Annotated in this window: 20 protein-coding genes; 13 read left to right on the top strand and 7 right to left on the bottom strand. The window is 61.0% G+C overall.

The window, feature by feature from the left end; all coding sequences use genetic code 11:
- Positions 1-64: 64 nt before the first annotated feature.
- Positions 65-1,183, bottom strand: a complete 1,119-nt coding sequence (gene bglB, locus ACSQ8R_RS29990) for a beta-galactosidase BglB (protein ID WP_436256969.1) — start codon at positions 1,181-1,183, stop codon at positions 65-67.
- Between the two features lie 191 nt (positions 1,184-1,374).
- Between bglB and kdgR the strand changes: the two genes are divergently transcribed.
- Positions 1,375-2,169 (top strand): DNA-binding transcriptional regulator KdgR, encoded by a 795-nt coding sequence (gene kdgR / locus ACSQ8R_RS29985; protein ID WP_436256968.1) that lies wholly within the window; start codon positions 1,375-1,377, stop codon positions 2,167-2,169.
- 92 nt (positions 2,170-2,261) lie between these two features.
- Here the strand turns inward: kdgR and ACSQ8R_RS29980 are convergent, their stop codons facing one another.
- Positions 2,262-3,023 carry an SDR family oxidoreductase gene (locus ACSQ8R_RS29980; protein ID WP_436256967.1) on the bottom strand — a complete coding sequence of 254 codons (762 nt, stop codon included), beginning with the start codon at positions 3,021-3,023 and terminating at the stop codon, positions 2,262-2,264.
- Between the two features lie 331 nt (positions 3,024-3,354).
- On the opposite strand from ACSQ8R_RS29980, the gene ACSQ8R_RS29975 reads away from it, so the two are divergent.
- Entirely contained in the window at positions 3,355-4,242 is an 888-nt protein-coding gene (locus tag ACSQ8R_RS29975; RefSeq protein ID WP_436256966.1) for a helix-turn-helix domain-containing protein, read from the top strand.
- Positions 4,243-4,290: 48 nt separating this feature from the next.
- Here ACSQ8R_RS29975 and ACSQ8R_RS29970 read toward each other — a convergent pair whose 3' ends face one another.
- Positions 4,291-6,420, bottom strand: a complete 2,130-nt coding sequence (locus ACSQ8R_RS29970; protein ID WP_436256965.1) for a TonB-dependent siderophore receptor — start codon at positions 6,418-6,420, stop codon at positions 4,291-4,293.
- Positions 6,421-6,763: 343 nt separating this feature from the next.
- On the opposite strand from ACSQ8R_RS29970, the gene ACSQ8R_RS29965 reads away from it, so the two are divergent.
- The 8 genes from ACSQ8R_RS29965 to ACSQ8R_RS29930 all read left to right on the top strand — a co-directional run bounded on the left by ACSQ8R_RS29965 (position 6,764) and on the right by ACSQ8R_RS29930 (position 16,866).
- Complete coding sequence (locus ACSQ8R_RS29965; RefSeq protein ID WP_436257314.1) at positions 6,764-7,744, top strand: iron-siderophore ABC transporter substrate-binding protein; 981 nt, start codon at positions 6,764-6,766, stop codon at positions 7,742-7,744.
- A complete protein-coding gene (locus ACSQ8R_RS29960) occupies positions 7,741-8,784 on the top strand; it encodes a FecCD family ABC transporter permease (RefSeq protein ID WP_436256964.1) in 1,044 nt (347 codons plus the stop codon). The genes ACSQ8R_RS29965 and ACSQ8R_RS29960 overlap by 4 nt, the downstream gene beginning before the upstream one ends.
- The gene (locus tag ACSQ8R_RS29955; protein WP_436256963.1) at positions 8,781-9,821 is read left to right on the top strand and encodes a FecCD family ABC transporter permease; all 1,041 of its coding nucleotides are present in this window, start codon (positions 8,781-8,783) and stop codon (positions 9,819-9,821) included. Before ACSQ8R_RS29960 ends, ACSQ8R_RS29955 begins: the two co-directional genes overlap by 4 nt.
- On the top strand, positions 9,818-10,654 hold the full coding sequence (locus ACSQ8R_RS29950; RefSeq protein ID WP_436256962.1) for an ABC transporter ATP-binding protein: 837 nt from the start codon (positions 9,818-9,820) through the stop codon (positions 10,652-10,654). The genes ACSQ8R_RS29955 and ACSQ8R_RS29950 overlap by 4 nt, the downstream gene beginning before the upstream one ends.
- Entirely contained in the window at positions 10,651-11,715 is a 1,065-nt protein-coding gene (locus tag ACSQ8R_RS29945; RefSeq protein WP_436256961.1) for a DUF2218 domain-containing protein, read from the top strand. Before ACSQ8R_RS29950 ends, ACSQ8R_RS29945 begins: the two co-directional genes overlap by 4 nt.
- 214 nt (positions 11,716-11,929) lie before the next feature.
- Positions 11,930-13,450, top strand: coding sequence for an ATPase domain-containing protein (locus tag ACSQ8R_RS29940; protein WP_436256960.1), 1,521 nt, complete (start codon positions 11,930-11,932; stop codon positions 13,448-13,450).
- Positions 13,437-15,122: an ATP-binding protein gene (locus ACSQ8R_RS29935; protein ID WP_436257313.1), complete on the top strand. Its 1,686-nt coding sequence runs from the start codon at positions 13,437-13,439 to the stop codon at positions 15,120-15,122. The genes ACSQ8R_RS29940 and ACSQ8R_RS29935 overlap by 14 nt, the downstream gene beginning before the upstream one ends.
- Before the next feature lie 184 nt (positions 15,123-15,306).
- Positions 15,307-16,866, top strand: a complete 1,560-nt coding sequence (locus ACSQ8R_RS29930; protein WP_436256959.1) for a putative bifunctional diguanylate cyclase/phosphodiesterase — start codon at positions 15,307-15,309, stop codon at positions 16,864-16,866.
- On the opposite strand, the gene ACSQ8R_RS29925 is transcribed toward ACSQ8R_RS29930, so the two are convergent.
- Both ACSQ8R_RS29925 and ACSQ8R_RS29920 read right to left on the bottom strand, forming a co-directional pair.
- Positions 16,812-17,072, bottom strand: coding sequence for an LLM class flavin-dependent oxidoreductase (locus tag ACSQ8R_RS29925; protein ID WP_436256958.1), 261 nt, complete (start codon positions 17,070-17,072; stop codon positions 16,812-16,814). The genes ACSQ8R_RS29930 and ACSQ8R_RS29925 overlap by 55 nt on opposite strands.
- Positions 17,069-17,986 carry a helix-turn-helix domain-containing protein gene (locus ACSQ8R_RS29920; protein WP_436256957.1) on the bottom strand — a complete coding sequence of 306 codons (918 nt, stop codon included), beginning with the start codon at positions 17,984-17,986 and terminating at the stop codon, positions 17,069-17,071. Before ACSQ8R_RS29920 ends, ACSQ8R_RS29925 begins: the two co-directional genes overlap by 4 nt.
- 115 nt (positions 17,987-18,101) lie before the next feature.
- Here ACSQ8R_RS29920 and pobA point away from each other — a divergent pair, with 115 nt between their 5' ends.
- Positions 18,102-19,274, top strand: a complete 1,173-nt coding sequence (gene pobA, locus ACSQ8R_RS29915) for a 4-hydroxybenzoate 3-monooxygenase (RefSeq protein ID WP_436256956.1) — start codon at positions 18,102-18,104, stop codon at positions 19,272-19,274.
- A gap of 65 nt (positions 19,275-19,339) precedes the next feature.
- Here pobA and ACSQ8R_RS29910 read toward each other — a convergent pair whose 3' ends face one another.
- Both ACSQ8R_RS29910 and ACSQ8R_RS29905 read right to left on the bottom strand, forming a co-directional pair.
- Positions 19,340-19,588, bottom strand: a complete 249-nt coding sequence (locus ACSQ8R_RS29910) for a WGR domain-containing protein (RefSeq protein WP_436256955.1) — start codon at positions 19,586-19,588, stop codon at positions 19,340-19,342.
- An 85-nt stretch (positions 19,589-19,673) separates the two neighbouring features.
- Complete coding sequence (locus tag ACSQ8R_RS29905) at positions 19,674-20,429, bottom strand: IclR family transcriptional regulator (protein ID WP_436256954.1); 756 nt, start codon at positions 20,427-20,429, stop codon at positions 19,674-19,676.
- A 206-nt stretch (positions 20,430-20,635) separates the two neighbouring features.
- Between ACSQ8R_RS29905 and ACSQ8R_RS29900 the strand changes: the two genes are divergently transcribed.
- Positions 20,636-21,343 carry a 3-oxoacid CoA-transferase subunit A gene (locus ACSQ8R_RS29900; RefSeq protein ID WP_436256953.1) on the top strand — a complete coding sequence of 236 codons (708 nt, stop codon included), beginning with the start codon at positions 20,636-20,638 and terminating at the stop codon, positions 21,341-21,343.
- On the top strand, positions 21,340-22,029 hold the full coding sequence (locus ACSQ8R_RS29895) for a CoA transferase subunit B (RefSeq protein ID WP_436256952.1): 690 nt from the start codon (positions 21,340-21,342) through the stop codon (positions 22,027-22,029). Before ACSQ8R_RS29900 ends, ACSQ8R_RS29895 begins: the two co-directional genes overlap by 4 nt.
- The last annotated feature ends 2 nt before the right edge of the window (positions 22,030-22,031 follow it).

Genomic DNA, 22,031 nt, shown 5'->3' with positions numbered 1-22,031 from the left:
TCATGGCTTGTTGCATGCCGGCTCCTCCTGCCGGACACGCTCCATTCTTCCTCGGCGCGGCTGACTAGATGAAGCTGCGCAAAAGCTCAGTCAGGCAGAGCATGGCCATCGCTTGCCCGTAAGGCATGGAGGTCAGCTTGATCTGCCGATAGAAATCGAGATCGCTGCCCATCGCCGTGCCGAAAGATACCTGCCGGAGCTCCCCGTCGGGGCCGATATTGTCGATTACGCCTTTCATGGCCTGCTCGGCGGTCTCCAAATACTCGATACCCAGATACCGCTTGCGCACGCCCTTCATCAGGCCATAGGCGAAACCGGCGGTCGCCGAGGCCTCCAGGTAGCTCGACCTATCATCGATCAGCGTGTGCCACAGGCCCGATGGGTGCTGGTGGAGTTTCAGCGCGGCTGCCTGCCGGCCGAGCAGGGACACGAGATGGCGTCGGACGGGATCGTTTTCAGCAAGGTCCAGGAGCTCGATGAATTCCGGAATGGCGATCGTGATCCAGCTATTGCCGCGCGCCCATCTCGCGCGGGCAAAATTATGATTGCCGTCGAAAGTCCAGCCGTGGAACCAGAGGCCGGTCTGCGTGTCGCAGAGATATTGGGCGTGGACCAGGAACTGGTATTTTGCCTCCTCCACGAACTCCGGGCGCTTGAGCACGAGGCCGATCTTGGCGAGCGGCAGCACGCTCATCATCAGCGTGTCGTCCCACATCTGCTGATCGTTGACGCTGTTATAGACGATATGCTGCAGTCCGCCTTCGCGGGTGCGCGGCATCTCGTGCATCACCCATTCGGCCCATGTTTCCAGATAGGGCCGCCACCGAGGGTTACCCGTAAGTTCGTAGAGATGGGCAAGCGTCAGAAACGGTGCGACCGTATTGATGTTCTTTGTGGGGGTTCCTTCCGCAAGCCGGGCTTCAAACCAATCGACGATGATATCCATCACCTTCTGATTGCCCGTCAGCTGCCAATATTTGAGAAGGCCGAACAGCGCCACGCCGTGGGTCCATTCCCAGCCCGCCCAGCCTTTGGTATCGATAACGCGGCCGTCCTCGAGACGCAGCAAGAATTCGCCGGTGCGATCCTCGATATGGACAAGGTTGTCGATCAGCCGATCGATCAGGCCGCACACGTCCGCGCGCTGGATCAGGTGTTGCTTTTGCCGCAGCAGCGGATGCATGCCGGACGTCCTCCACAAATATTCGGAATGTTGTTCCGGATTTTAGGAAATCACACTCCTTAAGGCTTTTCAACCGTGTTTTTCTGCTGCAGTGTGGTTCTCAGCCGACCTTCCAAAGGTCCCATCTGTAATCTTGACACAGGTTTTTCTAAATTCCAGAATGGGATTTCGAAAAAAACAGAATAAGCGCTATGTCCGAGTTGAACCAAAAAACCGAAAACGTCGCCGCCGTCCTCAAGGTCTTCGCCGTAATGGAGGCGCTGGTCGAGGGAAAGAAGGTGAGCCTTGCGGATCTCGCCCAGCGGGCCATGACGTCGAAGACCACCGCGCATCGGCTGCTGCAGACCATGGTTGAACTCGGCTATGTGGAGCAGGATGCGGAGACGGAAAAATACGGCCTGACGCTGAAGCTCTTCAGCCTGGGCGCTCGCTCGCTGACCGAGCATACGGACCTGCTGCGCGTGGCGGATCAAGCGATGGGAAGGCTATCCCGGGTAACCGGCGAATCCGTCAATCTCGGTATTCTCGACGATCGCGACCAGAAGGTCGTCTACATTCACAAATACGATTCGGCCTACAGTCTTTCGATGAAATCCACGCTCGGGCTGCGCAATCCGCTGCACAGCACCTCGCTCGGGAAGGCGCTTCTTGCATGGCGCGACGACGACGAGATCCGCGAGCGGATCAGCAAGATGGAGCTGACGAAGCTCGCGCCGCGCACCATCACCGATCCGCAGGAACTGTTTGAGCAACTGCATATAACCCGCGGCCGTGGCTTTGCCGAAGAGGTGGAAGAGAGCGAGGCGGGTGTGCGGTGCATGGCGGCGCCGATCTTCAACTACCTCGGAAAACCGATCGCAGCGCTGTCGATTTCCTTTCCGCTGTTCCGTTTCGATGAAAGTCGGAAATCCGAATACGTCGAACTCCTGCGTACGGCAGGGCTCGCCGCCTCGGCCGGACTCGGCTACCAGCTGACAAAAAGCTGACGCCTGACGGGTCCGCCGGCCCCCGACGGATCCGTGAAGGCAACTTGCGCCGCTTTCGTCGATGCGGATCGGCCATTGCGAAGCGAAGCGGCTCAAAGAGCCGACAGGATGCCGCCATCGACGTAGAGCACCTGGCCGTTGACGAAATCCGACGCCGGAGAGGCCAGAAAGATCGCGGCGCCGGAAAGTTCCTCCGGCTGACCCCAGCGAGCGGCGGGCGTGCGGTTCTTCACGAAGGTATCGAATGCCGGATCGTCCATCAGCGCGCGGTTCATCTCGGTCGCGAAATAGCCCGGACCTATGCCGTTTACCTGGATGTTGTGATGGGCCAACTCCGTCGCCATCCCGCGGGTCAGCATCTTCAGCGCGCCCTTCATTGTCGTATAGGGCACGACGGTCTTGCGGCCGACTTCGCTCATCAGCGAGCAGATGTTGATGATCTTGCCGCCGCCGCGTTCGATCATGCCAGGCAGCACGGCTTGCGAGGGAAGCACCGCGCCCATCACGTGGGTGTCGAACATCCGCCGCCAGGTTTCGGCGCTGTGCTCCAGGAAGGGTGCGCGGATCTGGATGCCGGCATTGTTGACGAGGATATCGACCGCTCCGATGCCGGCGAACGCGGCCTCCGTTTCGTCGGCCTTGGTTATGTCGCAGACCAACCCGGAGGCTTCGTAACCCTCCGTCTTCAATTGTTCTACTGCTGCGGAAAGCGTAGCCTCGTCGCGCCCGTTCAGCGTGACCCGGGCTCCGGCGGAGGCTAGTCCGCGTGCCATGGCAAGGCCGAGGCCCCGGCTCGAACCGGTGAGGACGGCATGGCGTCCGTGCAGGTCGAAAAGCGGATGCCGAATGTTCATAGAAATTTCTCCCGCATGGCCTGAATACCGGGAAAGGCATCCAAAAGATAATCGTGACGAGGATCATGCCGCGGCGATGCTGGTCCGCAGGATCGTGGAGATCTATCCCCTATGACCAAGTGAGGTGGAGGTCGGATGCACCCTTTTGTCAAGAAGGAAGGTGTCGCCGCGGTGGGGTCAGCGGCTTTGCGGCGCGGAGCTTTACTATCCGCCCACAGGCCTTATATACCTGACGCCAATTATCATGTTATGGGCACACCCGGAGAATCTGTTTGAGATGCCGTGGTGCCAGGTAGATGATTCCAGTGGCAGATGGCGAAGGATACCGGCGTTGAGTTATTGGCATTCCATGACTTGGCATACCGAGGGGATAAGGGTTGTCGCTCCGGTCAAATGGCGTCGTTTCGACGGCTTGGTGAGTGTCTTCTGGGAAGCGGAAAGTCAGTCAGGCGCCACGGGTTACTATTTGGCGGACGACCCGCGCATTATGATTTTCTTCAACGACGTGTCGGCTAGAATTCGCATGTCCAACCGGGACGGCTCGCAGCATTACCGTCCGATGACCCGCGCGGTCTATGTTCCTGCCGGCGTTCCCATGTGGACCAGCAGCGAAACCAAACACCGCTTTTCACACCTCAACCTGCACATGCACAAGGATCGGTTGCTCCGGTTCCTGTCGCCCTCGGTTGGGGCCTCCGCCGCTCTGGCAGCGGTGCGCCGGCCGGTGGAGCTTCAGGATGTCGGCGCCATCGAGACGCTGGCGGGTCTGCTGGTCGATGAAATATCAAATCCGTCAAAGCATGCCGTCTATGCCGAAAGTCTTGTGGGCAGCATCGTCGCCGGTCTTCTCGACATCCCCGACCAGGAAGCCGAAAAACCCAATGGCCGGCTGACCCAGGCGCAGATGAAAAAGCTGACGTCACATATCGATGGCTTGAGCGACTGCCGCCTGACGGTAGCCGAAATGGCGGCGACCGTGGGTCTGTCGGAAAGCTGGTTTGCCAATGTCTTCAAGCAAACCACGGGTAAAACGCCGCTGCAATGGCAACTCGCAAGGCGCATAGACCTGGCGAAAAGGCTGCTCGTTGAAAGCGATCTGGCCGTTGCCGAGATCGCAGCCCAGCTGGGATTCACCGACCAGGCACATTTGACGAAGGCGTTCAGGCAGATTGCCGGCGACACACCTGCCGCCTGGCGCCGGATGCAGCAAAGCCATTAGGACAGTAAATTGCCCTGCCCGGTATGGCTGCCGGGCAGGACGGGTATCTCACCAAGTCTGGCGCAGCGTCGCATAGATCGCGCGGCCGGGATTGTAATAATACGCGCCACCGTCGTCATTGGCGATATGCTTCTCGTCAAACAGATTGCTGGCGTTAAGCTGGAACGTCGTGTTCTCCTGGATCTTGTAGGTGAAGGCGGCATCGAAAACGACGGCACCGTCCGACTTCCGGGTATTCGCGTTGTCGAAGTAATACGAACCCGTGTAGCGAGCGCCGACGCCGAAGGTTATATCGCCGCGGCTTCCGTTGCCTTCTATCGTATAGGTGCCCCACACCGAAGCGAGATGCTCTGGAACCTGCGCGAAGCGCTTGCCATCATACGTGCCACCGTTCTCGACGATCTTTGAGTCGATATAGGAATAGGAGGCGATGAGGTTGATATTGTTCGTCACCTCCGCTTTGGCCTCGAGGTCGATGCCGCGATGCCGGATCTTGTCGACCGTCGCCGGCAGGTACGTTGGGGCTTCGTAGGTCGTGATGTTCTCCATGGTCAGGTCGTAGACGGAGGCGGTGAACAAGGCAGGAAACGCATCCGGCCGATACTTGATACCGGCTTCGTATTGCTTGCCCAGCGTAGGCTCGGTCCCCGCGCTCGGCGGCGCGACAGATTCGGCGTAGCTGACATAGGCCGCGAGTTCGTCCGTCAGCTTGTAGCTGAGACCGAAGCGCTTCGTGAATTCACTGAAATCGCCTGTCGATGCGGAACCTGTAAGCTGGTTTGTTTCCTTGAGGTCAAGCCAATCGTTGCGCAGGCCGATGCTTGCTGTCAGCTTGTCGAAAAAGGTCAGGTCCTGCTGCAGATAGATCGCTTTGGTCTTTTGGTCGCTTGCTACGCTGCTATAAGGCGACAGCGATACGGGTCCGCCCGAATAGACCGGATTTTGCCAGTTTATGGCCGGTGCACCAGTGTAGAAGCTGTCATTCTTCGACTCGAACTTGTTATACTCGACGCCGAGCAGCGTACGGCTTTCCACGTCGTTGAAATTCGTCTCGTAGAGCAGATGCGCATCGACGATGAACTGCTCGGAGGACTTGTCGCTGCCGAAGTAATTGCGATCCACCATGCCCGTGGGATCAGCGGCGCCCAGCGCATCGTAAATATAGGCGTAACCGAAACCCGTATCCGATTTGCTGTAGCGCGCGTTGGAGTTGAAGGTCAGGCCATTCCCGAAATCGTGGTCGAGCATGACGCTGTACGTGTTCCTGTTCGTCGTATCGTAGTTATAGTCCGGCTCGCCGAAGAAGCGATCCCTGTCCAAATCGGTACCCCGCGGATGGCCGCCCCCGCTGGGTGTCCCGTCTTTGTCCAAGTGATCGAAGACGAATGTGAGGCTCGTGGCAGCCGTGGGGCGCCAGGTCAGGCCGCCCATGATGAAGTTTTCGTCATCCTGAGAGTAGTCGTATTCGGCGTCCGACCGCTGCAACTTGCCAGTCAGGCGGTATGAGAGGGTGTCATCCTCGGTGATGTTGTCGCCGAAGTCAAAGCCGGCCTCCTTATGATCAAAGGAACCGCCGCTGCCATAAATCTCGCCGAAACGTTCGCTCTTCGGCCGCTTGGTGACATAGTTGACCGAACCGCCGGGATCGGAAACCCCGAAGCCCGTAGAGTTGGCGCCCTTCAACACCTCAATGCGCTCGAAGGCAAAGGGCTCTTCCCGGATTCCGCTCCAGGTTCGGCCGATGACCAGTCCGTCGCGGTACGTAAAGGGAGTGAAACCCCGGATCTTGAAATAGTCGTAACGGTCGTCCGAACCGTAATAGTCCGTGACCACGCCAGCGGTATATTGCACGACCTGCTCAATGCTGTCCGCGCCGCGCTCCCGGACTTCCTTGGACGTGATGACAGAGACCGAAGCGGGTGTTTCCAGAATATCCGCCGGCATCTTGCCAACACCGGTCGTCTTCGTCGCAACGATCGACTTCGAATCATTGTCGGTATCGAGGCCGGCCCCGCTGCCCTGAATGACGATCGGTTCGAGCGTTGTGTCGGCGTTGGGATCCTGGCCAAGCACTACGGTCGGCGTGAAGGCGACAAGCGCCGTGCAACCCAGAAGGACCGCATTCCGATAGCGGATAAGGGCCTGTCTCGAGCGACCGCGTGTTCTTTCGTTGTCCATATTCACGTTCCAGAAGTTGATTCGGCGAGAGATCGCCGAGACTGATGCCAGGTCTGGGGAACCATCCCGAACGACATCCTGACAACCCGCCCGCGAGGAAATCTCTCCCGGTCATGGCGGCCGCAATGGCTTGCTCTGATGTGCCCCGGGACGGCTATTAACTTGAGCATGTTTGTCTAGTATTGTAAATTCTCCGCGCTTTGTAGGATCCCACGGAAATCTCAGTCCTCCTGTCGATCAGGACTTGTAGGGCGGTTGACGCGGCTCTCTTAACCTGAAAGTGGAAGTCCACTTAAGTCTGCGGAGTTCGACGATGCTGCGGTTATTGCTTTCGGCCGTGAAAATGGCGGCGATATGCGTTTGGGTGGTTGCGCTCTGCAGCGTCGGGGCAGGCGCCAGGGCGGGCGAAGGAACGGCCTATCCCATCACCATCAAGCATGCGTTCGGCACGACGATCATTGCCCAGAAGCCTGAACGGGTAGCGACCGTCGCCTGGGCCAACCATGAGGTGCCGCTGGCGCTCGGCGTCGTCCCGGTCGGCTTCGCCAGGGCCAATTTCGGCGACGACGACGGCGACGGGGTGCTGCCGTGGGTAGCCGAAAGGCTGACCGCGCTCCATGCCGGCAAGCCTGTGCTTTTCGACGAAGGGGACGGCATTGATTTCGAGGCGGTCGCCGCCACTAGGCCCGATGTGATCCTGGCGTCCTATTCCGGCCTGAGCCAATCGGACTACGACACGCTGAGCCAGATCGCGCCGGTCGTCGCCTATCCCGAAGCGCCCTGGTCGACCGACTGGCGCGACATGATACGATTGAACAGCGCCGGGATGGGCATGGCCTCTCAGGGCGACGCATTGATCGCCAGGATCGAAGCCGACATCGCCAAGGTGGTGGGCGGGCACCCGGAGCTCCAGGGCAAATCGGTGATGTTCATTACCCATCTCGACGCGACTGACCTGAGCACCGTCAACTTCTACACGACGAACGATACCCGGGTGAGGTTCTTCGAGGATCTTGGCCTGAAATCCCCCCGGAGCGTCGTCGAGGCCTCGAAGTCCGGGAAATTCGCAGGCTCCGTCAGCGCCGAGCGCATCGATGTCTTCGACGACGTCGATATCATCGTCACCTATGGAAACCAGAAACTGCTCGATGCGCTGGCGGCCAACCCCTTGATGTCCAGAATGCCGGCCGTGGACAAGGGCGCTCTCGTCATGCTGGGTCGTAACCCGATCGGCACGGCGGCAAATCCGACACCGCTTTCGATCTCATGGGTCTTGAAGGACTACGTGGATCTGTTGGCGGCAGCGGCCAAAAAGTCCAAATGACGGCCGGCAGCATTCGATTGTTCTCTCGGTCGGCCGTCTCCCGACGTTCGAACCGGAACCGCGGGCTCTGGCTGGCCGGACTGGTCGTAGCCCTGTCCGCGCTCTGTGCGCTCTCTGTTACGGTCGGCACCCGCGAAGTGGCCTGGAGCGATATCGCTGCCGCGCTCGGGGGACAGGTCGACAGCATCGGCCAGGCGGCAGTCAGCGTGCGTATCCCGCGCATGGTGCTTGCCGTGCTTGCCGGCGCCGCGCTCGGGCTTGCGGGGGCGATCATGCAGGGCGTGACCCGCAATCCTCTCGCCGATCCGGGTATTCTCGGCGTCAACATGGGTGCATCGCTGGCCGTCGTGACCGGCGTCGCCTTGTTCGACATGTCCTCCGCGGAGGCCTATATCTGGGCTGCAATCCTCGGAGCCGGGTGTTCGGCAGTTTTCGTCTATGCGATAGGATCGCTGGGGCGTGGCGGGGCAACCCCATTGAAGCTGGCGCTTGCTGGCGCCGCGACGTCGGTTGCCTTCTCCTCCATGGTGATTGCCATGGTGCTGCCGCGGGCGGACATAGCGGGGGGGATCCGTTCCTGGCAGATCGGCGGCGTGAGCGGAGCGACCTTTGAGCGCATTGTCCCGGTGCTGCCGTTTCTTGCCGTCGGTTTCGCGATCAGCCTTCTGTCGGCGCGAAAACTGAACTCACTGGCCCTGGGCGACGACGTAGCGGCGGGACTGGGGGAACGCGTCGCGGTGGCCCGCGCCGTCGCCTCGTTCGGCGCCATCCTCCTGTGCGGGGCAACAACGGCAGTTTGCGGCCCAATCGGCTTTCTTGGACTGGTCGTGCCGCATGTCTGCCGTCTTCTGGTCGGGCTCGATCACAGGTGGTTGCTGCCGTTTTCCGCGCTTGGCGGCGCGTGCCTGTTGCTGGCGGCGGATGTCGTCGGGCGTATCGTCACCAGGCCTGCCGAAATCGAGGTGGGAATCATCACGGCCCTCGTGGGGGCGCCGTTCTTCATCTGGATTGTCAGGCGGCAGCGGGTGCGAGAACTGTGACAGTGCTTTCCCCGACTATTGACCTTATCGTCGAAAATCGCCGTCGTCGCGCGCGCCGGCATGTTCTCGTGACCGCCGCCCTGTTGGCTATCCTGGCCGTCCTCTTTGCGGTAACCCTGTCGCTCGGCCAGTCCTTCACGCCGCCCGGCGACGTCCTGCGCGTCCTGCTCGGCGATGATGTCGCGGGCGCCGCCTTTACCGTTGGAAAGCTGCGGCTGCCGCGCGCGGTCCTTTCAGTTCTCTCCGGACTGGCCTTTGGGCTCGGCGGCGTCACATTCCAGCTTATGCTGCGCAATCCCCTGGCCAGCCCGGATATCATCGGGATCACTTCGGGTGCAAGCGCTGCGGCCGTATTCGCCATCGTCGTCCTGTCGTTGAATGGGCCGGTTGTTTCTGTCCTGGCGGTTGCCGCAGGCCTCGGCGTGGCGCTACTGGTCTACGCCCTGTCGTTCCGCGGCGGGGTTGCGGGGACGCGGCTGATCCTCGTCGGGATCGGCGTATCGGCCATGCTGGAAAGCGTTGTCGCCTATATCCTCTCCAGCGCGCCGGCCTGGAACCTGCAGGAAGCAATGCGCTGGCTGACAGGCAGCGTCAACGGCGCGCAACTCGGCCAGGCGCTTCCGCTTCTTCTGGCGCTGGCCACGTTCGGCGGGCTGCTGCTCGCCCGGGCGCGCGACCTGGAAGCACTTCGCCTGGGTGACGACATGGCTGCGGCCTTGGGGGTCAAGGTGGCAAGGACCCGCATGCTGGTTATCGTTGCGGCCGTCGGCATGATTGCATCCGCAACGGCGGTGACGGGGCCGATTGCCTTTGTGGCCTTCCTGTCGGGACCGATCGCCTCCCGCGTCGTCGGGCGCAACGGATCGTTGCTGATACCGGCGGCGTTGATCGGTGCGATACTCGTCCTGGGCGGGGATTATGTCGGTCAATTCCTTCTGCCAAGCCGTTATCCGGTGGGCGTGGTAACCGGAGCACTGGGCGCTCCCTTTCTGATTTATCAGATCGTGCGGGCCAACCGGATGGGAGGCTCGCTGTGACCGTTCGCTCCGCTCACTCTCTTGCCGCCAGCCGGCTTTCGGCCGGTTATAACCATGCCGAGATCCTGCATGCGCTTGATCTTGCCCTGCCGCCCGGCAAGATCACGGCAGTCGTCGGCGCCAATGCCTGCGGCAAATCCACGCTTTTGCGCACCATGTCCCGGCTCATCTCGCCCAGCCAGGGGCATGTCCTGCTGGACGGCAAATCGATCCACCGTATCCCGTCCCGGGAATTGGCTCAAACATTGGGCCTGCTTCCTCAGTCGCCGATCGCACCGGAGGGAATTACCGTCGCCGACCTCGTCAGCCGCGGGCGGCATCCGCATCAAAGCCTGTTTTCGCGCTGGACGCGCAGGGACGATGAAGCCGTGGAGAGCGCGCTTACCGCGACCAAAACCGTCGAGCTTGCCGAACGGCCGGTGGACGAGCTTTCCGGGGGACAGCGCCAGCGCGTCTGGATCGCCATGGCTCTGGCGCAGCAGACAGAGGTTTTGCTGCTGGACGAACCGACGACGTTTCTCGACATCAATCACCAGGTCGAGGTTCTCGATCTGCTGACCGATCTCAACCACGCGCGGGGAACCACCGTGGTGATGGTCCTGCACGACCTCAATCTCGCGGCACGCTACGCGGATTACCTCGTCGCAATAGCCGGAGGGCGCGTGCATGTCGCGGGCAGGCCCGAGGACGTGCTGACGGAAGAGAATGTGCGGCAAGTCTTTGGACTCGAAAGCCGCGTCATTACGGACCCGACGTCGGGTCGGCCGATCATGCTGCCGATCGGCCGCCATCGGATGGCGGAGGGGCCTGATTTAAAGGAGAATCGGTCATGAATGCAGTTCAGCCGCTGAAGTTGTCCGGCGTAGCGCTACCAAGAGATGCCGAACGCATGCTCGAGGAAATCTGCGAGCACTTCGTCGAGCATGCCGACGTGCAGCGGAGCAAGAACCACGCCCTGCTGAAGAGCAAGAACGGTACCGCAAGCTTTCGTTTGGCGGACAGCAAGCTGCTGATCGAACTGGCATGCGAGTCGGAAGTGGCGTTGCAGCTGAATCGGACGATGATTGCGGAGCACCTGTTCTACTTCGCAGGCGAGGATCCGTTTGAACTGACCTGGTCGGAGCATTCCCCCCTCGCGGCGCTGCCGAACATCCACGAGGTGACGGTCGTCTCGTCGGAGGATGTGACGCCTCACATGCGGCGTGTGAAGTTTGCCTGCGCTGACGTTTCGCCGTTCGCCGGTGGCGACATGCACGTCCGCCTTCTGGTTCCGCCGAAGGGCAGGCCGCCGGTATGGCCGGGAATCCGAAAAGACGGCCGCGTCGCCTGGCCCGAGGGAGACGACGAGATCCTTGTTCGTATATACACGATCCGCGCCGTCGATATCGAACGCCGGGAATTGTGGATCGACTTCCTGCAACATCCAGTTCCGCATGTGGCGACACCGGGTGCCGACTTTGCCCGTGACGTGCTGCCCGGGGAAAAAGTGGCGCTGCTCGGGCCGGGAGGCGGCGGCCTTCCGGTGGCACGGTCCATTCTTCTGGTCGGCGACGAAAGCGCTCTTCCGGCCATCGCCCGGATCGCGGCCGAAGTAACGCCGGGCACCCGGATGCAGGCTATCATCGAAGTGCTGGATGAGGCTGAGGAACAGCCGCTTCCGTCAGCGGGTTCACTGGATGTCCGTTGGCTGCACCGAAACAGCTATCCGGCTGGAGCGAAAGGCATTCTTGCCGAAGAAGCCAAAAAAGCCGTCGCTTCCGTCGATGACGAGACCTTCGTCTGGGTCGCTTGCGAAAAGGCGGACGTGCGTTCCATCCGCGCCTTCCTGAAAAGCCGCGGGCGCGACAAAAAGAAAATGTATGTTGCCTGGTACTGGGAGCAACATTCCGCCTGACCTCGATGCACGGACGAGCCTTGGTCGCATTTGCCGTGCCAGGAGGCGCGTGGCGACCGGTATGACGGGCAACAGCGAAACCGCTCGGTGAACTCGCAAGAGGCGACCTGCGGAGCAGTCGACGCTGGCCGGCGCGCTGTTGAGGTCCCTCTTGAGGCTTGTCCTTTGCGATCTATATGACCTTGTTCAATGGTTTTCACTGCAAAGGTTAAACATGACAGAACGGTTCGAAGAAGCGGAGTTTATCGACCCTCCGCGTATCTCGAGCGGCGTGACCGGCCTCGATACCATCCTCGACGGCGGCCTCGATGAAAACCGGCTCTATCTTTACGAGGGCCGGCCTGGGACGGGCAAAACCACGATTGCCCTGCAATTCCTGCTCGAAGGTGTCCGCCAGGGAGAGCGGGTGCTCTACATCACCCTTTCCGAAACGGAACGGGAGTTGCAGCTTGTCGCCTTCCGTCACGGCTGGTCGCTCAAGGGTATAGACGTGTTCGAACTCGTTCCTCCGGAGACCACGCTCGATCCCGACCGCGAGCTGACGGTCTTTCATCCGGCGGAAATGGAACTCAACGAAACGACGAAGCTCATTCTCGATCGCGTCTCCGAACTCAACCCGAAGCGCGTGGTCGTTGACAGTCTTTCCGAATTGCGCCTCCTCGCCCACAGTCCCCTGCGTTACCGGCGCCAGGTCCTGGCGCTGAAGCACTTCTTTACCAGCCGTCAGTGCACGGTCATTCTTCTCGATGATCTGTCGTCTCAACAGAATGACCTGCAGCTCCATTCGATTTCGCATGGCGTTGTGCTGCTGGAGCAGCTTGCCATCGACTTCGGCGCCGAGCGGCGGCGTCTGCGGGTCGTCAAGATGCGCGGCATCAAGTTTCGCGGCGGCTACCATGATTTTACGATCGAGAAGGGCGGTCTGCACGTTTTCCCGCGCCTCGTCGCCGCGGACCATCATCAGGCTTTCAACGACGAGTTCACGTCAAGCGGGAACAAGGCTATCGACGAAATGCTGGGCGGCGGGCTTGAGCGAGGCACGAACGTGCTGTTCCTGGGCGCCGCCGGGGTGGGGAAGTCGTCACTTGCCCTGACCTATGCCGTGGCGGCGGCGGATCGAGGCGAGCATGCCGTCATTTATGCCTTCGACGAAGGACGCGGAACGCTGCAGGCGCGGGCCAGGAATTTGGGCTTCGATCTCCAGAGCCACCTGGAGAGCGGGTTGATCCGTTTGCAGCAGATCGATCCCGCCGAACTTTCCCCTGGGGAATTCACCGCCAACGTCCGGAAAAGCGTGGAGGTCGACGGGGCGCGCGTCGTCGTCGTCGACAGTTTGAACGGCTACATGAATGCGATGCCGGATGAGCGGTTTCTTGTCCTGCAGATGCATGAACTGCTGACCTACCTTGGCCAGCGGGGTGTGCTGACCATCCTTGTCCTTGCCCAGCATGGGCTCGTTGGGCCGCTGGAGGCTCCACTCGACCTCAGCTATCTCAGCGATTCCGTCGTCATGCTGCGGTATTTCGAGGTGCAGGGCACCGTGCGCCGAGCGATATCCGTCGTGAAAAAACGAAGCGGCAGGCACGAGCACAGCGTGCGCGAGTTCAGCTTGTCCGGCAATGGCATCAGGCTCGGACCGCCAACCCTGGAATTCACCGGCGTGCTGGCGGGGTCGCCTTATTTCTCAGCCGCTCCTGAAACGAGTTCAGCAGACGGAAATGATGGCGCAGAGTGAAGACCAACTGGAACCCGTTATTGTCTTTGCTCCGGTCGGAAGAGATGCGGCCGCCTCCGTTGGCCTGCTCAGCCGTAGCGGTATCGCGGCCAAGGCTTGCGGCGATATCCAAGGCCTTTTGGCAGCGCTGCAGGCGGGTGCTGCAGCCGCATTCATCGCTGAGGAGGCACTATTTGGACAAGACGCAAGCCTGTTGTTCAAATGGGTTGCGGACCAGCCGCCGTGGTCGGATCTCCCGTTCATCCTGCTGACCAGCCGCCAGGAGCAGACCGGCATCGAGGCGTGGCGGCAGAGACTGGTCGATTCGTTGCGCAACGTCTCTCTTCTGGAGCGCCCAGTCCAGGCCCTGACCCTCGTCAGCACCATACAATCGGCGCTTCGCGCGAGAGCCCGGCAGCTGGAACTGCGTGGACTGCTGGAAGAGCGCGAGCTGGCCGCCCAGGAACTTGAGAAGCAGGTCATCCTGCGTACCCAGGAGCTCAAGGCCGCAAACGAGGCCCTACGAGACCAGATGACGGTGCGCGCGCATGTGGAGGAAAAGCTTCGGCAAGCTCAGAAGATCGAAGCGATCGGTCAGCTGACCGGGGGCGTTGCTCACGATTTCAACAATCTGCTGATGGTCATTTCCGGGGGGCTGGAAATGCTCGACCGCCAGACGGATCCAGCCAGGCGCAAAAGGTTGATGGACGGGATGCGTCAGGCCGCCGAACGTGGATCCGGCCTCACCCGGCAGCTTCTGGCTTTTTCCCGGCGTCAGGAACTGCAGCCGCAGACGATCGATCTGGCCCGCCAGATCGGGGGGATGCGAGAACTGCTCGACCGCAGCCTGAGGGGTGATGTCCATGTCACGCTCGAGTTCTCACCCGACCTGTGGCCGGTCGAGGTTGACGCAAGCGAGCTGGAACTTGTGGTTCTCAACCTTGCGGTCAACGCCCGCGACGCGATGCCGAGAGGGGGCACGATTGAAATCCGCGCGGAAAATGTTCCGCTTTTCGATCAGGGCGTCGCAAAGGACTTCGTCCGTCTTTCCGTCAGCGACAACGGATCCGGAATGACCCGCGAAGTGCAGGCGCGCGTGTTCGAACCTTTCTTTACCACGAAGGATATCGGCAAGGGGTCCGGCCTTGGCCTTGCGCAGGTGCATGGTTTCGTCCAGCAATCCGGGGGCAAGATAGACATCGAAAGCGAAGTCGGCCGAGGGACGAAGATAACCCTCATGTTGCCCCGTTCCTCGAAGGAACCCGGACCGGATCAGCACCATCTGGTGGATATGCACGTCGCGCGGCGCCGCCCAGCGTCGGCGGGCAGCGTCCTGCTGGTTGAAGACGACGACGAAGTCGCCGCTCTTGTCAGCGAGATGCTGGAGGATCTCGGTTTTCAGGTGGTGCGCGCAGCAACGGCGGCCGCCGCTCTGGGCGCTCTTGCGAACGGGCGGCGGATCGATCTGGTATTCTCGGACATCATGATGCCCGGAGGAATGAACGGCGTGGAACTGGCAAAGGAAATCCGGGCCCGCCGCATGGACCTGCCGATCCTGTTGACCAGCGGATATTCCGAAGTCGCCAAGCAAGCGGCAGACGCGCAAGGCATCAGGATCCTGCGCAAACCCTACCAGCTGGCCGAGCTGTCGGAGGCGCTCAGAGGCGCAATATCAAAGCATGACGCCAATTGATGCCGCCAGATCCGGTAGTCCCCAAGGAGGCTGCGAGATCCTGGGCATCAATCAGTAGAGGTCGCAATCGCCGAATTCACGCGGCCGCTTGAGAGATTGGTTCGAAGTGCAGTGCGCTTTCGCACAACTCTGAATAACAAATCCTTTAATCATTTATCCTAGGATCGCGGGGGTGGAGGGGTAGATGAGGGATTTTCTTGAAAGCACGGCTGGCAGACAGCTGGCGCAGGTGGCAGCAGTCGCGATGGTGCTGCTCGTCGGTTGTATTGCCTATGACGATCTGCTGCTGGGGCTGGTTCAGTCGATCAGTGCGGGAAAAGCTCATCTCATCATCATCGTACTCATCGTTGCGGGGCTTGCGAGCTTTGCCTATTCGGTGCTGCGCATCCTTGAGATGCGCAATGAAATGATGAACCGCCGGCGGGCCTTCGATGAAGCCGACCGTATCGCCACGCACGATCATCTGACGAAACTCCCCAACCGCTATGCCTTCGACAGGTTTGTCCTTTCGCACCCGGATGAGAATCTGGGGGAGATGGGTGAGGATATCGCGCCGCAGACCGCAACGGTGTTTTCGATCGATCTCGACGGCTTCAAGAAGGTCAATGACCTTCTTGGCCATCAGGGAGGCGATATCCTGTTGAAGGAAGTGTCACGGCGCATCTGCGCATTGGCTGAATATGAATGCGTCTTCCGCTTCGGCGGCGACGAATTCGTCGCCGTGGCCCGCAACCTGGTGCCGGAAAAGGAGGAGCTTTTCGCGCAATTGCTCATTCATTCGGTTTCTCGACCGGTCCGGATCGGCACCCTGCTGACGGAAGTGGGTGCCAGCGTCGGTTATGCGCGCCTGCCGGACCACGGTGGCTCGCTTGAGGAAGTCTGCCACCGGTCGGATGTCGCGCTGTACGAGGCGAAGAGCCGGGGCCACAACCAGTATTCCCTGTTCCAGCCTGAAATGCAGGAGAAGGTCTCTGAGCGGGCCAAGCTCGAAGGCGACCTTCGCCGCGCCATCGACGAGGGCAGGATCGAACCGTTCTACCAGCCGCTGATTAATCTCAGGACCGGTGAACTTTGCGGTTTCGAAGCGCTTGCCCGTTGGAACAAGGACGGCGTTTTCGTGTCACCACAGCAATTCATTGCCGTGGCCGAAGAGACCGGCCTGATTACCACGCTCTTCGAGCAGCTTCTGTCGAAGGCCTGCCGCGATGCGCAGCTTTGGCCGGGAGCTTTGTCGCTTTCCTTCAACGTGTCGCCAGTGCAGATGGAGGACAGGCTACTCGCGAGCCGCGTTCTCCACATTCTGCAGCAGACCGGCCTGCAGTCGTCGAGGCTGGAAATCGAGATCACCGAAAACGCTCTGATCGACGACCCGGACCTTGCCGCCGCGACGATCGAGCAATTCCATGCCGCCGGCATCCAGGTGGCGCTCGACGACTTCGGAACCGGATATTCCAGTCTGGCGCAGTTGGCGCGCTTCAAGTTCGACAAGATCAAGATCGACAAGAGTTTTGTGTCGAGCTTCACTCATAATGACAAGAACGCCAAGATCATCGACGCAGTGCTTGGCCTAAGCCGCAGCCTCAACCTCAAGACTACTGTCGAAGGGATCGAGGAAAATGCCCAACTCGCCTATTTCCTTGGCCAGGGCTGCGATATCGGGCAGGGCTACATCTTCGGCAAGGCAATGCCTCAATCGGAAGTGGTCGGTTTCGTCAACGACCGCAAGCGGGCGCTGAGCGCCTGACGAAGTCTTGCCCGTGAAGGGACGGACAAAAGATCCTGGCCGGGCGCGCCCGTCGTCACCACATTCCACGCCGCGCGGCTCTTGGAGATATAGTCGAGCGAGGCAAGTTTGCGGGCCAGGAGATAGGGGTCTTCGTTGGTGGTAGATGCGGTTGCGACGAAGCCGATGCGGCTCGTCACCTGCGACAGCGCGGACAACGGGCTCACAGGTTCGAAATGTGCATCCTGCTAGATGTCTTGTCCAGCGATCGCATTTCTCGGAGGCGCCAGGCGCGCGGCGTTTCGCCCGTCTGCTTCACGAAAAAACGCGAGAAATAGGCAGGGTCGGCAAAGCCGAGGCGATGACCGACCTCCTGTACGGAGGCGAGCGAGAAGACGAGTTCACGCTTGGACTCCTCGATCAGCTTGGCGGTGATCAGGTCGTGCGCCGTGCAGCCCGCCATCGACCGGACGACGCGGTTGAGATGGGTCAGCGAGATGCCGAGCTCGGCCGCATAAAAGGATATCGGCTTGTGCGCGCGGAAATGCTGCTGGATCAGGCCGTTCAGCATCTCCATCCGCCGTTCGCCCTCGTTCGCCGGGAGCTGGTTGAGGTTGTCGGCGTGGGAGATGCGCGCTGTCAGCCTCAGGGCGAGCTTCACATAGGAAGTCAGAAGTTCGTTGCGCCCGTTGTTGCGGTGATCGAATTCCTCGCCAATTCGTTTCAGCGTTTGCATCACGTAGGCCGCATCGGCATTCAGCGGGTCGAGCGGGGTTAGGTGCGGTGTCGCGAGCCATTCGCTGAAGCGGCTGCGTTCCCCCGGCTGGGGGGCGAGATGGGCACTCAGGATGGTGATGACCAAGCCCTCGATATCGCGGGAGAACCGGAAGCCGTGACTGAGGCCGGGAGGGACGGTGATTGCCGACGGTGGTCGGATAGGATGCGTTTCACTGTCGAAAGACGCGTCGCCCGACCCCGCCTCGATGTACAGTATCTGAAAGAATGACTCATGCCGATGCAGGCGGATTTCCCACCGGTGGCGGCTGCTTCTCGAGCTGATGGTTTCGCAATGCAGCCAGAAATCATGCCGCTTGCCCGGATCCTCCCCGTATAGCTGATAGGTCGGTATGTGCCTGTTCATCTGATGTCTCCGGCAAGCATGTTCGGTTTGTCCAATTTTTTGGCTCGAATGTCCATTGCCGCCCATGCGGAAGCCGAGCACAATTTGCCACACGAAAACATCTGGGAGGAGATGAATGAGAACGCAGGTCGCCATTATCGGCTCCGGGCCGTCAGGGCTCTTGCTTGGCCAGCTTCTGACGGAAGCCGGCATCGACAACATCATCCTTGATCGTGTCGGCAAGGACTACATCCTCGGTCGCGTGCGCGCCGGCGTGTTGGAGGAGGGCACGGTCGGGCTGATCGACCAATCCGGAGCCGGCTCGCGGCTGCACGCTGAGGGCCTGCCGCACGAGGGTTTCTCGCTCGCCTTCGACGGCCGCGACCATCGGATCGATCTCCACGGGCTGACCGGTGGCAAGCGTGTCATGGTCTATGGTCAGACGGAAGTGACCCGCGACCTGATGGAACGTCGCGAGGCAAGCGGGGCCCGGACGATCTACGAAGCCGCCAATGCCGCGCCCCATGATTTCGACACCCGCCTGCCCTTCGTCACCTACGAAAAGGACGGCAGCACGCATCGCATCGATTGCGATTTCATCGCCGGCTGCGACGGCTTTCACGGCCCGAGCCGCAACGCCGTACCGAAAAGCGCAATCCATGTTTTCGAAAAGATCTATCCGTTCGGCTGGCTCGGCATCCTGGCAGATGTCGCGCCCGTCAGTCATGAGCTGATCTATGCCAATCATCCTCGCGGTTTCGCGCTTTGCTCGATGCGATCGGCGACCCGCAGCCGCTACTATATCCAGTGCGCCCTCGACGAGAAGATCGAGGACTGGAGCGATGACCGGTTCTGGGACGAACTTCGTCGCCGCCTGCCTGCGCATCATGCGGAAGCGCTGATCACCGCGCCGTCCTTCGAGAAATCGATCGCACCGCTACGCTCGTTTGTTGCCGAGCCGATGCGGTTCGGCAGCATGTTCCTCGTCGGCGATGCGGCTCATATCGTGCCGCCGACCGGGGCCAAGGGGCTGAACCTGGCTGCGAGCGACGTGCACTACCTCTTCCGCGGGCTGCGGGAGCACTACCAGGAGCGTTCCGACGCCAGCCTCGACGCTTATTCCGAAAAGGCGCTTGCGCGTGTATGGAAGGCGGTGCGTTTCTCCTGGTGGATGACGACGATGATGCATCGGTTTCCCGACGCCGGCGAATTCGACCAGAGGATACAGGAAGCCGAACTGGACTACCTGACGCATTCGCGGGCGGCATCGACGGCGCTTGCGGAAAACTATGTGGGCCTGCCCCTCTGACGCCCTTCGACCGAGCGCGGGGCGGGCAATGCAACCAAGCGGGTGCGGCCCGAAGTCGAGAACTGTCAGCCGGCCCAGGCCCCCTGCCGATAACCGCGCCTCACCTTGCCGCGGGCAAGCGCCACAAGCCGGCGTTCCGCCTCCTGCCGCGAGCCAAACAGATCTATGCGGAAACGGCCCTTGGTACCGATACGGCCCCAGTTGCGGGTCAGCGCCGCGCCGTCGAAAAGGTCCGGTTCGACGGTGAGCACATAGAAGCGGGCCATGTTGCTGGCGGGGTCGCGGCGGGTGAGGAGAAGCGGTTCGCTGGTCATGCCGGCAGAATCGCAAGTCTGGATTCTGCCGTCCAACGACATGATTGAATCGATCCGGCCTCATCGATTCACTGCGCTGATAGGTTCAGCGCAGCAGGGATTTCAGGAGCCTCGCGACGCCCTTCAGCGGTTCCAGATAGCGCTCGGCCATTTCCGCCGCGGGCACGCTTGCCGCCGGTGCACCGATATTGATCGCGGCCACCACCCGGCCGCGATCGTTTTCCAGCGGCACGGCAATCGAACAGAGGCCGAGTTCCAGCTCCTGGTCGATGACGGCAAAGCCCTCTTCGCGGACGCGGGCAAGCTCTTCCATCAGCCGGGCAGGGTCGGTGAGGGTGCGCGGCGTGAAGGGTCTGAGGTTGGTCTGCTTGAGAAGCGCACGGGCCTCGTCCTCGGGCATGGCCGCCAGCAGCACGCGACCCATCGAGGCGCAATAGGCCGGGAGGCGGCTGCCGGGCATCAGGTTGATCGACATGACCCGCTTTTGCGAGGCGCGGGCGATATAGACGACTTCCGTGCCGTCGAGCACGCTTGCGGATGCGCTCTGGTGAACCTCCTCGGCGAGCTTGTCGAGGAAAGGCTGGACGATATGGGGCAGGGGGGTGGCGGAGAGATAGGCATGGCCGAGCCGCAAAATCTTCGGCGTCAGCACGAAGAACTTTCCGTCATAGTCGGCATAGCCAAGTTCGGCCAAGGTCAGCAGGCAGCGGCGGGCCGTCGCGCGGTCGAGCCCGGTCGCCTTCGCCACGTCCGCGATCGCCAGCCGTGGCGTCGTCTCGCCGAAAGCCTCGATGACCTTCAGTCCTCGTGCGAAACCGCTGACAAAATCCGTTTCCTGCATGGTTTCTCCCGAACCGGCCCCTTCGAGGCAATGTGTGATGGCGAGGATGTGCCCATCTCCGCATCATTGGTTCACACAATATGTGCGGTATATGAACAAAGGTCAATTATCGCACAAATGGCTTGCTGTCTATCCCGCGCTGATCTATCTCTTCCCCCGAGGCACGGCGGTCACCTCCGCCGACGATAGCGAAGGAGATATCCCGTATGGACAAGACAATCGGGAGCACGGCGGAAGCCGTCTCCGGGATCGGTGATGGCGCGACCATCATGATCGGCGGTTTTGGCGGATCGGGGGCGCCGATCGAGCTGATTCATGCCCTGATCGACAAGGGAATCAAGGACTTGACGGTCATCAACAACAATGCCGGCAATGGTCGCATCGGCATTGCCGCGATGATCGACGCGGGCATGGTCAGGAAGATGATCTGCTCGTTTCCAAAATCGTCCGATCCGCGTGCCTTTACAGACCGATACCTGGCGGGTCAGATCGAGCTCGAACTCGTGCCGCAGGGCACGCTGGCCGAGCGCATCCGCGCCGGCGGGGCCGGCATCCCGGCCTTCTACACCCCGACCGCTTATGGTACCGAACTTGCCAACGGCAAGGTGATCGCCGAGTTCGACGGCCGCCATTATGTGCAGGAGCGCTGGCTGAAGGCGGATTTCGCCATCGTCAAGGCGCAGCTGGGCGATCCGCTCGGCAACCTCACCTACAACAAGGCCGGCCGCAACTTTAACCCGCTGATGTGCATGGCTGCCGCCAAGACGATCGTGCAGGTGTCGAAGATCGTTCCGCCCGGCGGCATCGATCCCGAACATGTCGTAACCCCCGGCATCTTCATCGACCGCGTCGTCGAAGTTCCGAACCCACAACAGGAAGAAGAGCTCATCCGAGCCGGAGTGGCATACGTATGACCGTCAACACGCGAGAAGACATCAAGCTCTCCAACGCCCAGATCGCCTGGCGCGCGGCCCAGGACATCCAGGACGGCGCCTATGTGAACCTCGGCATCGGCTTTCCTGAAATGGTCGCCCGTTACCAGCCTCCGGGCCGTGAAGCGATCTTCCACACCGAAAACGGCATCCTGAATTTCGGCGAAGCGCCGAAGCAGGGCGAAGAGGACTGGGATCTGATCAACGCCGGCAAGAAGGCCGTGACGCTGAAGCCGGGCGCCGCCTTCTTTCACCATGCGGACAGCTTCGCCATGGTGCGCGGCGGCCATTTGGACGTCGCCATCCTCGGCGCGCTGCAGGTGGCCCAGAACGGCGACCTCGCCAACTGGCGTGTCGGCTCGAAGGGCGTTCCGGCGGTCGGCGGCGCCATGGACCTCGTGCACGGCGCCAAGCAGGTCTGCGTCATCACCGAGCACGTCACCAAGAACGGCGAGCCGAAATTAGTTGAAGCTTGTACCTTTCCGTTGACCGGCGTTGCCTGTATCACTCGGGTCTATACGAGCCATGCCGTCATCGACATCGTCGAAAAGCATTTCGTCCTGCGCGAAAAGCTGGCCGATATGACAGTCGAAGAACTGCAGGCCATGACCGGCGCGCGCCTGCATATCGATGGCCCCGTCGCCGATCTTGTCGTGCCAAAACTGTAAGA

The sequence above is a fragment of the Neorhizobium sp. LjRoot104 genome (genome assembly GCF_964253725.1).
In the GTDB taxonomy this organism is placed as follows: Bacteria; Pseudomonadota; Alphaproteobacteria; order Rhizobiales; family Rhizobiaceae; genus Neorhizobium.
The sequence above is the reverse complement of the archived record's forward strand: the minus strand, read 5'-3'. Positions and strand labels throughout refer to the sequence as shown.

What these genes read in the sequence shown, in the direction of transcription:
- ACSQ8R_RS29900 (WP_436256953.1), top strand. Translation starts at nt 20,636, where the DNA reads ATGGACAAGACAATCGGGAGCACGGCGGAAGCCGTCTCCGGGATCGGT.
- ACSQ8R_RS29930 (WP_436256959.1), top strand. Translation starts at nt 15,307, where the DNA reads ATGAGGGATTTTCTTGAAAGCACGGCTGGCAGACAGCTGGCGCAGGTG.
- ACSQ8R_RS29945 (WP_436256961.1), top strand. Translation starts at nt 10,651, where the DNA reads ATGAATGCAGTTCAGCCGCTGAAGTTGTCCGGCGTAGCGCTACCAAGA.
- ACSQ8R_RS29970 (WP_436256965.1), bottom strand. Translation starts at nt 6,420, where the DNA reads ATGGACAACGAAAGAACACGCGGTCGCTCGAGACAGGCCCTTATCCGC.
- ACSQ8R_RS29895 (WP_436256952.1), top strand. Translation starts at nt 21,340, where the DNA reads ATGACCGTCAACACGCGAGAAGACATCAAGCTCTCCAACGCCCAGATC.
- pobA (WP_436256956.1), top strand. Translation starts at nt 18,102, where the DNA reads ATGAGAACGCAGGTCGCCATTATCGGCTCCGGGCCGTCAGGGCTCTTG.
- ACSQ8R_RS29905 (WP_436256954.1), bottom strand. Translation starts at nt 20,429, where the DNA reads ATGCAGGAAACGGATTTTGTCAGCGGTTTCGCACGAGGACTGAAGGTC.
- ACSQ8R_RS29910 (WP_436256955.1), bottom strand. Translation starts at nt 19,588, where the DNA reads ATGACCAGCGAACCGCTTCTCCTCACCCGCCGCGACCCCGCCAGCAAC.
- ACSQ8R_RS29965 (WP_436257314.1), top strand. Translation starts at nt 6,764, where the DNA reads ATGGCGGCGATATGCGTTTGGGTGGTTGCGCTCTGCAGCGTCGGGGCA.
- ACSQ8R_RS29980 (WP_436256967.1), bottom strand. Translation starts at nt 3,023, where the DNA reads ATGAACATTCGGCATCCGCTTTTCGACCTGCACGGACGCCATGCCGTC.
- ACSQ8R_RS29935 (WP_436257313.1), top strand. Translation starts at nt 13,437, where the DNA reads ATGGCGCAGAGTGAAGACCAACTGGAACCCGTTATTGTCTTTGCTCCG.
- ACSQ8R_RS29920 (WP_436256957.1), bottom strand. Translation starts at nt 17,986, where the DNA reads ATGAACAGGCACATACCGACCTATCAGCTATACGGGGAGGATCCGGGC.
- kdgR (WP_436256968.1), top strand. Translation starts at nt 1,375, where the DNA reads ATGTCCGAGTTGAACCAAAAAACCGAAAACGTCGCCGCCGTCCTCAAG.
- ACSQ8R_RS29940 (WP_436256960.1), top strand. Translation starts at nt 11,930, where the DNA reads ATGACAGAACGGTTCGAAGAAGCGGAGTTTATCGACCCTCCGCGTATC.
- ACSQ8R_RS29960 (WP_436256964.1), top strand. Translation starts at nt 7,741, where the DNA reads ATGACGGCCGGCAGCATTCGATTGTTCTCTCGGTCGGCCGTCTCCCGA.
- bglB (WP_436256969.1), bottom strand. Translation starts at nt 1,183, where the DNA reads ATGCATCCGCTGCTGCGGCAAAAGCAACACCTGATCCAGCGCGCGGAC.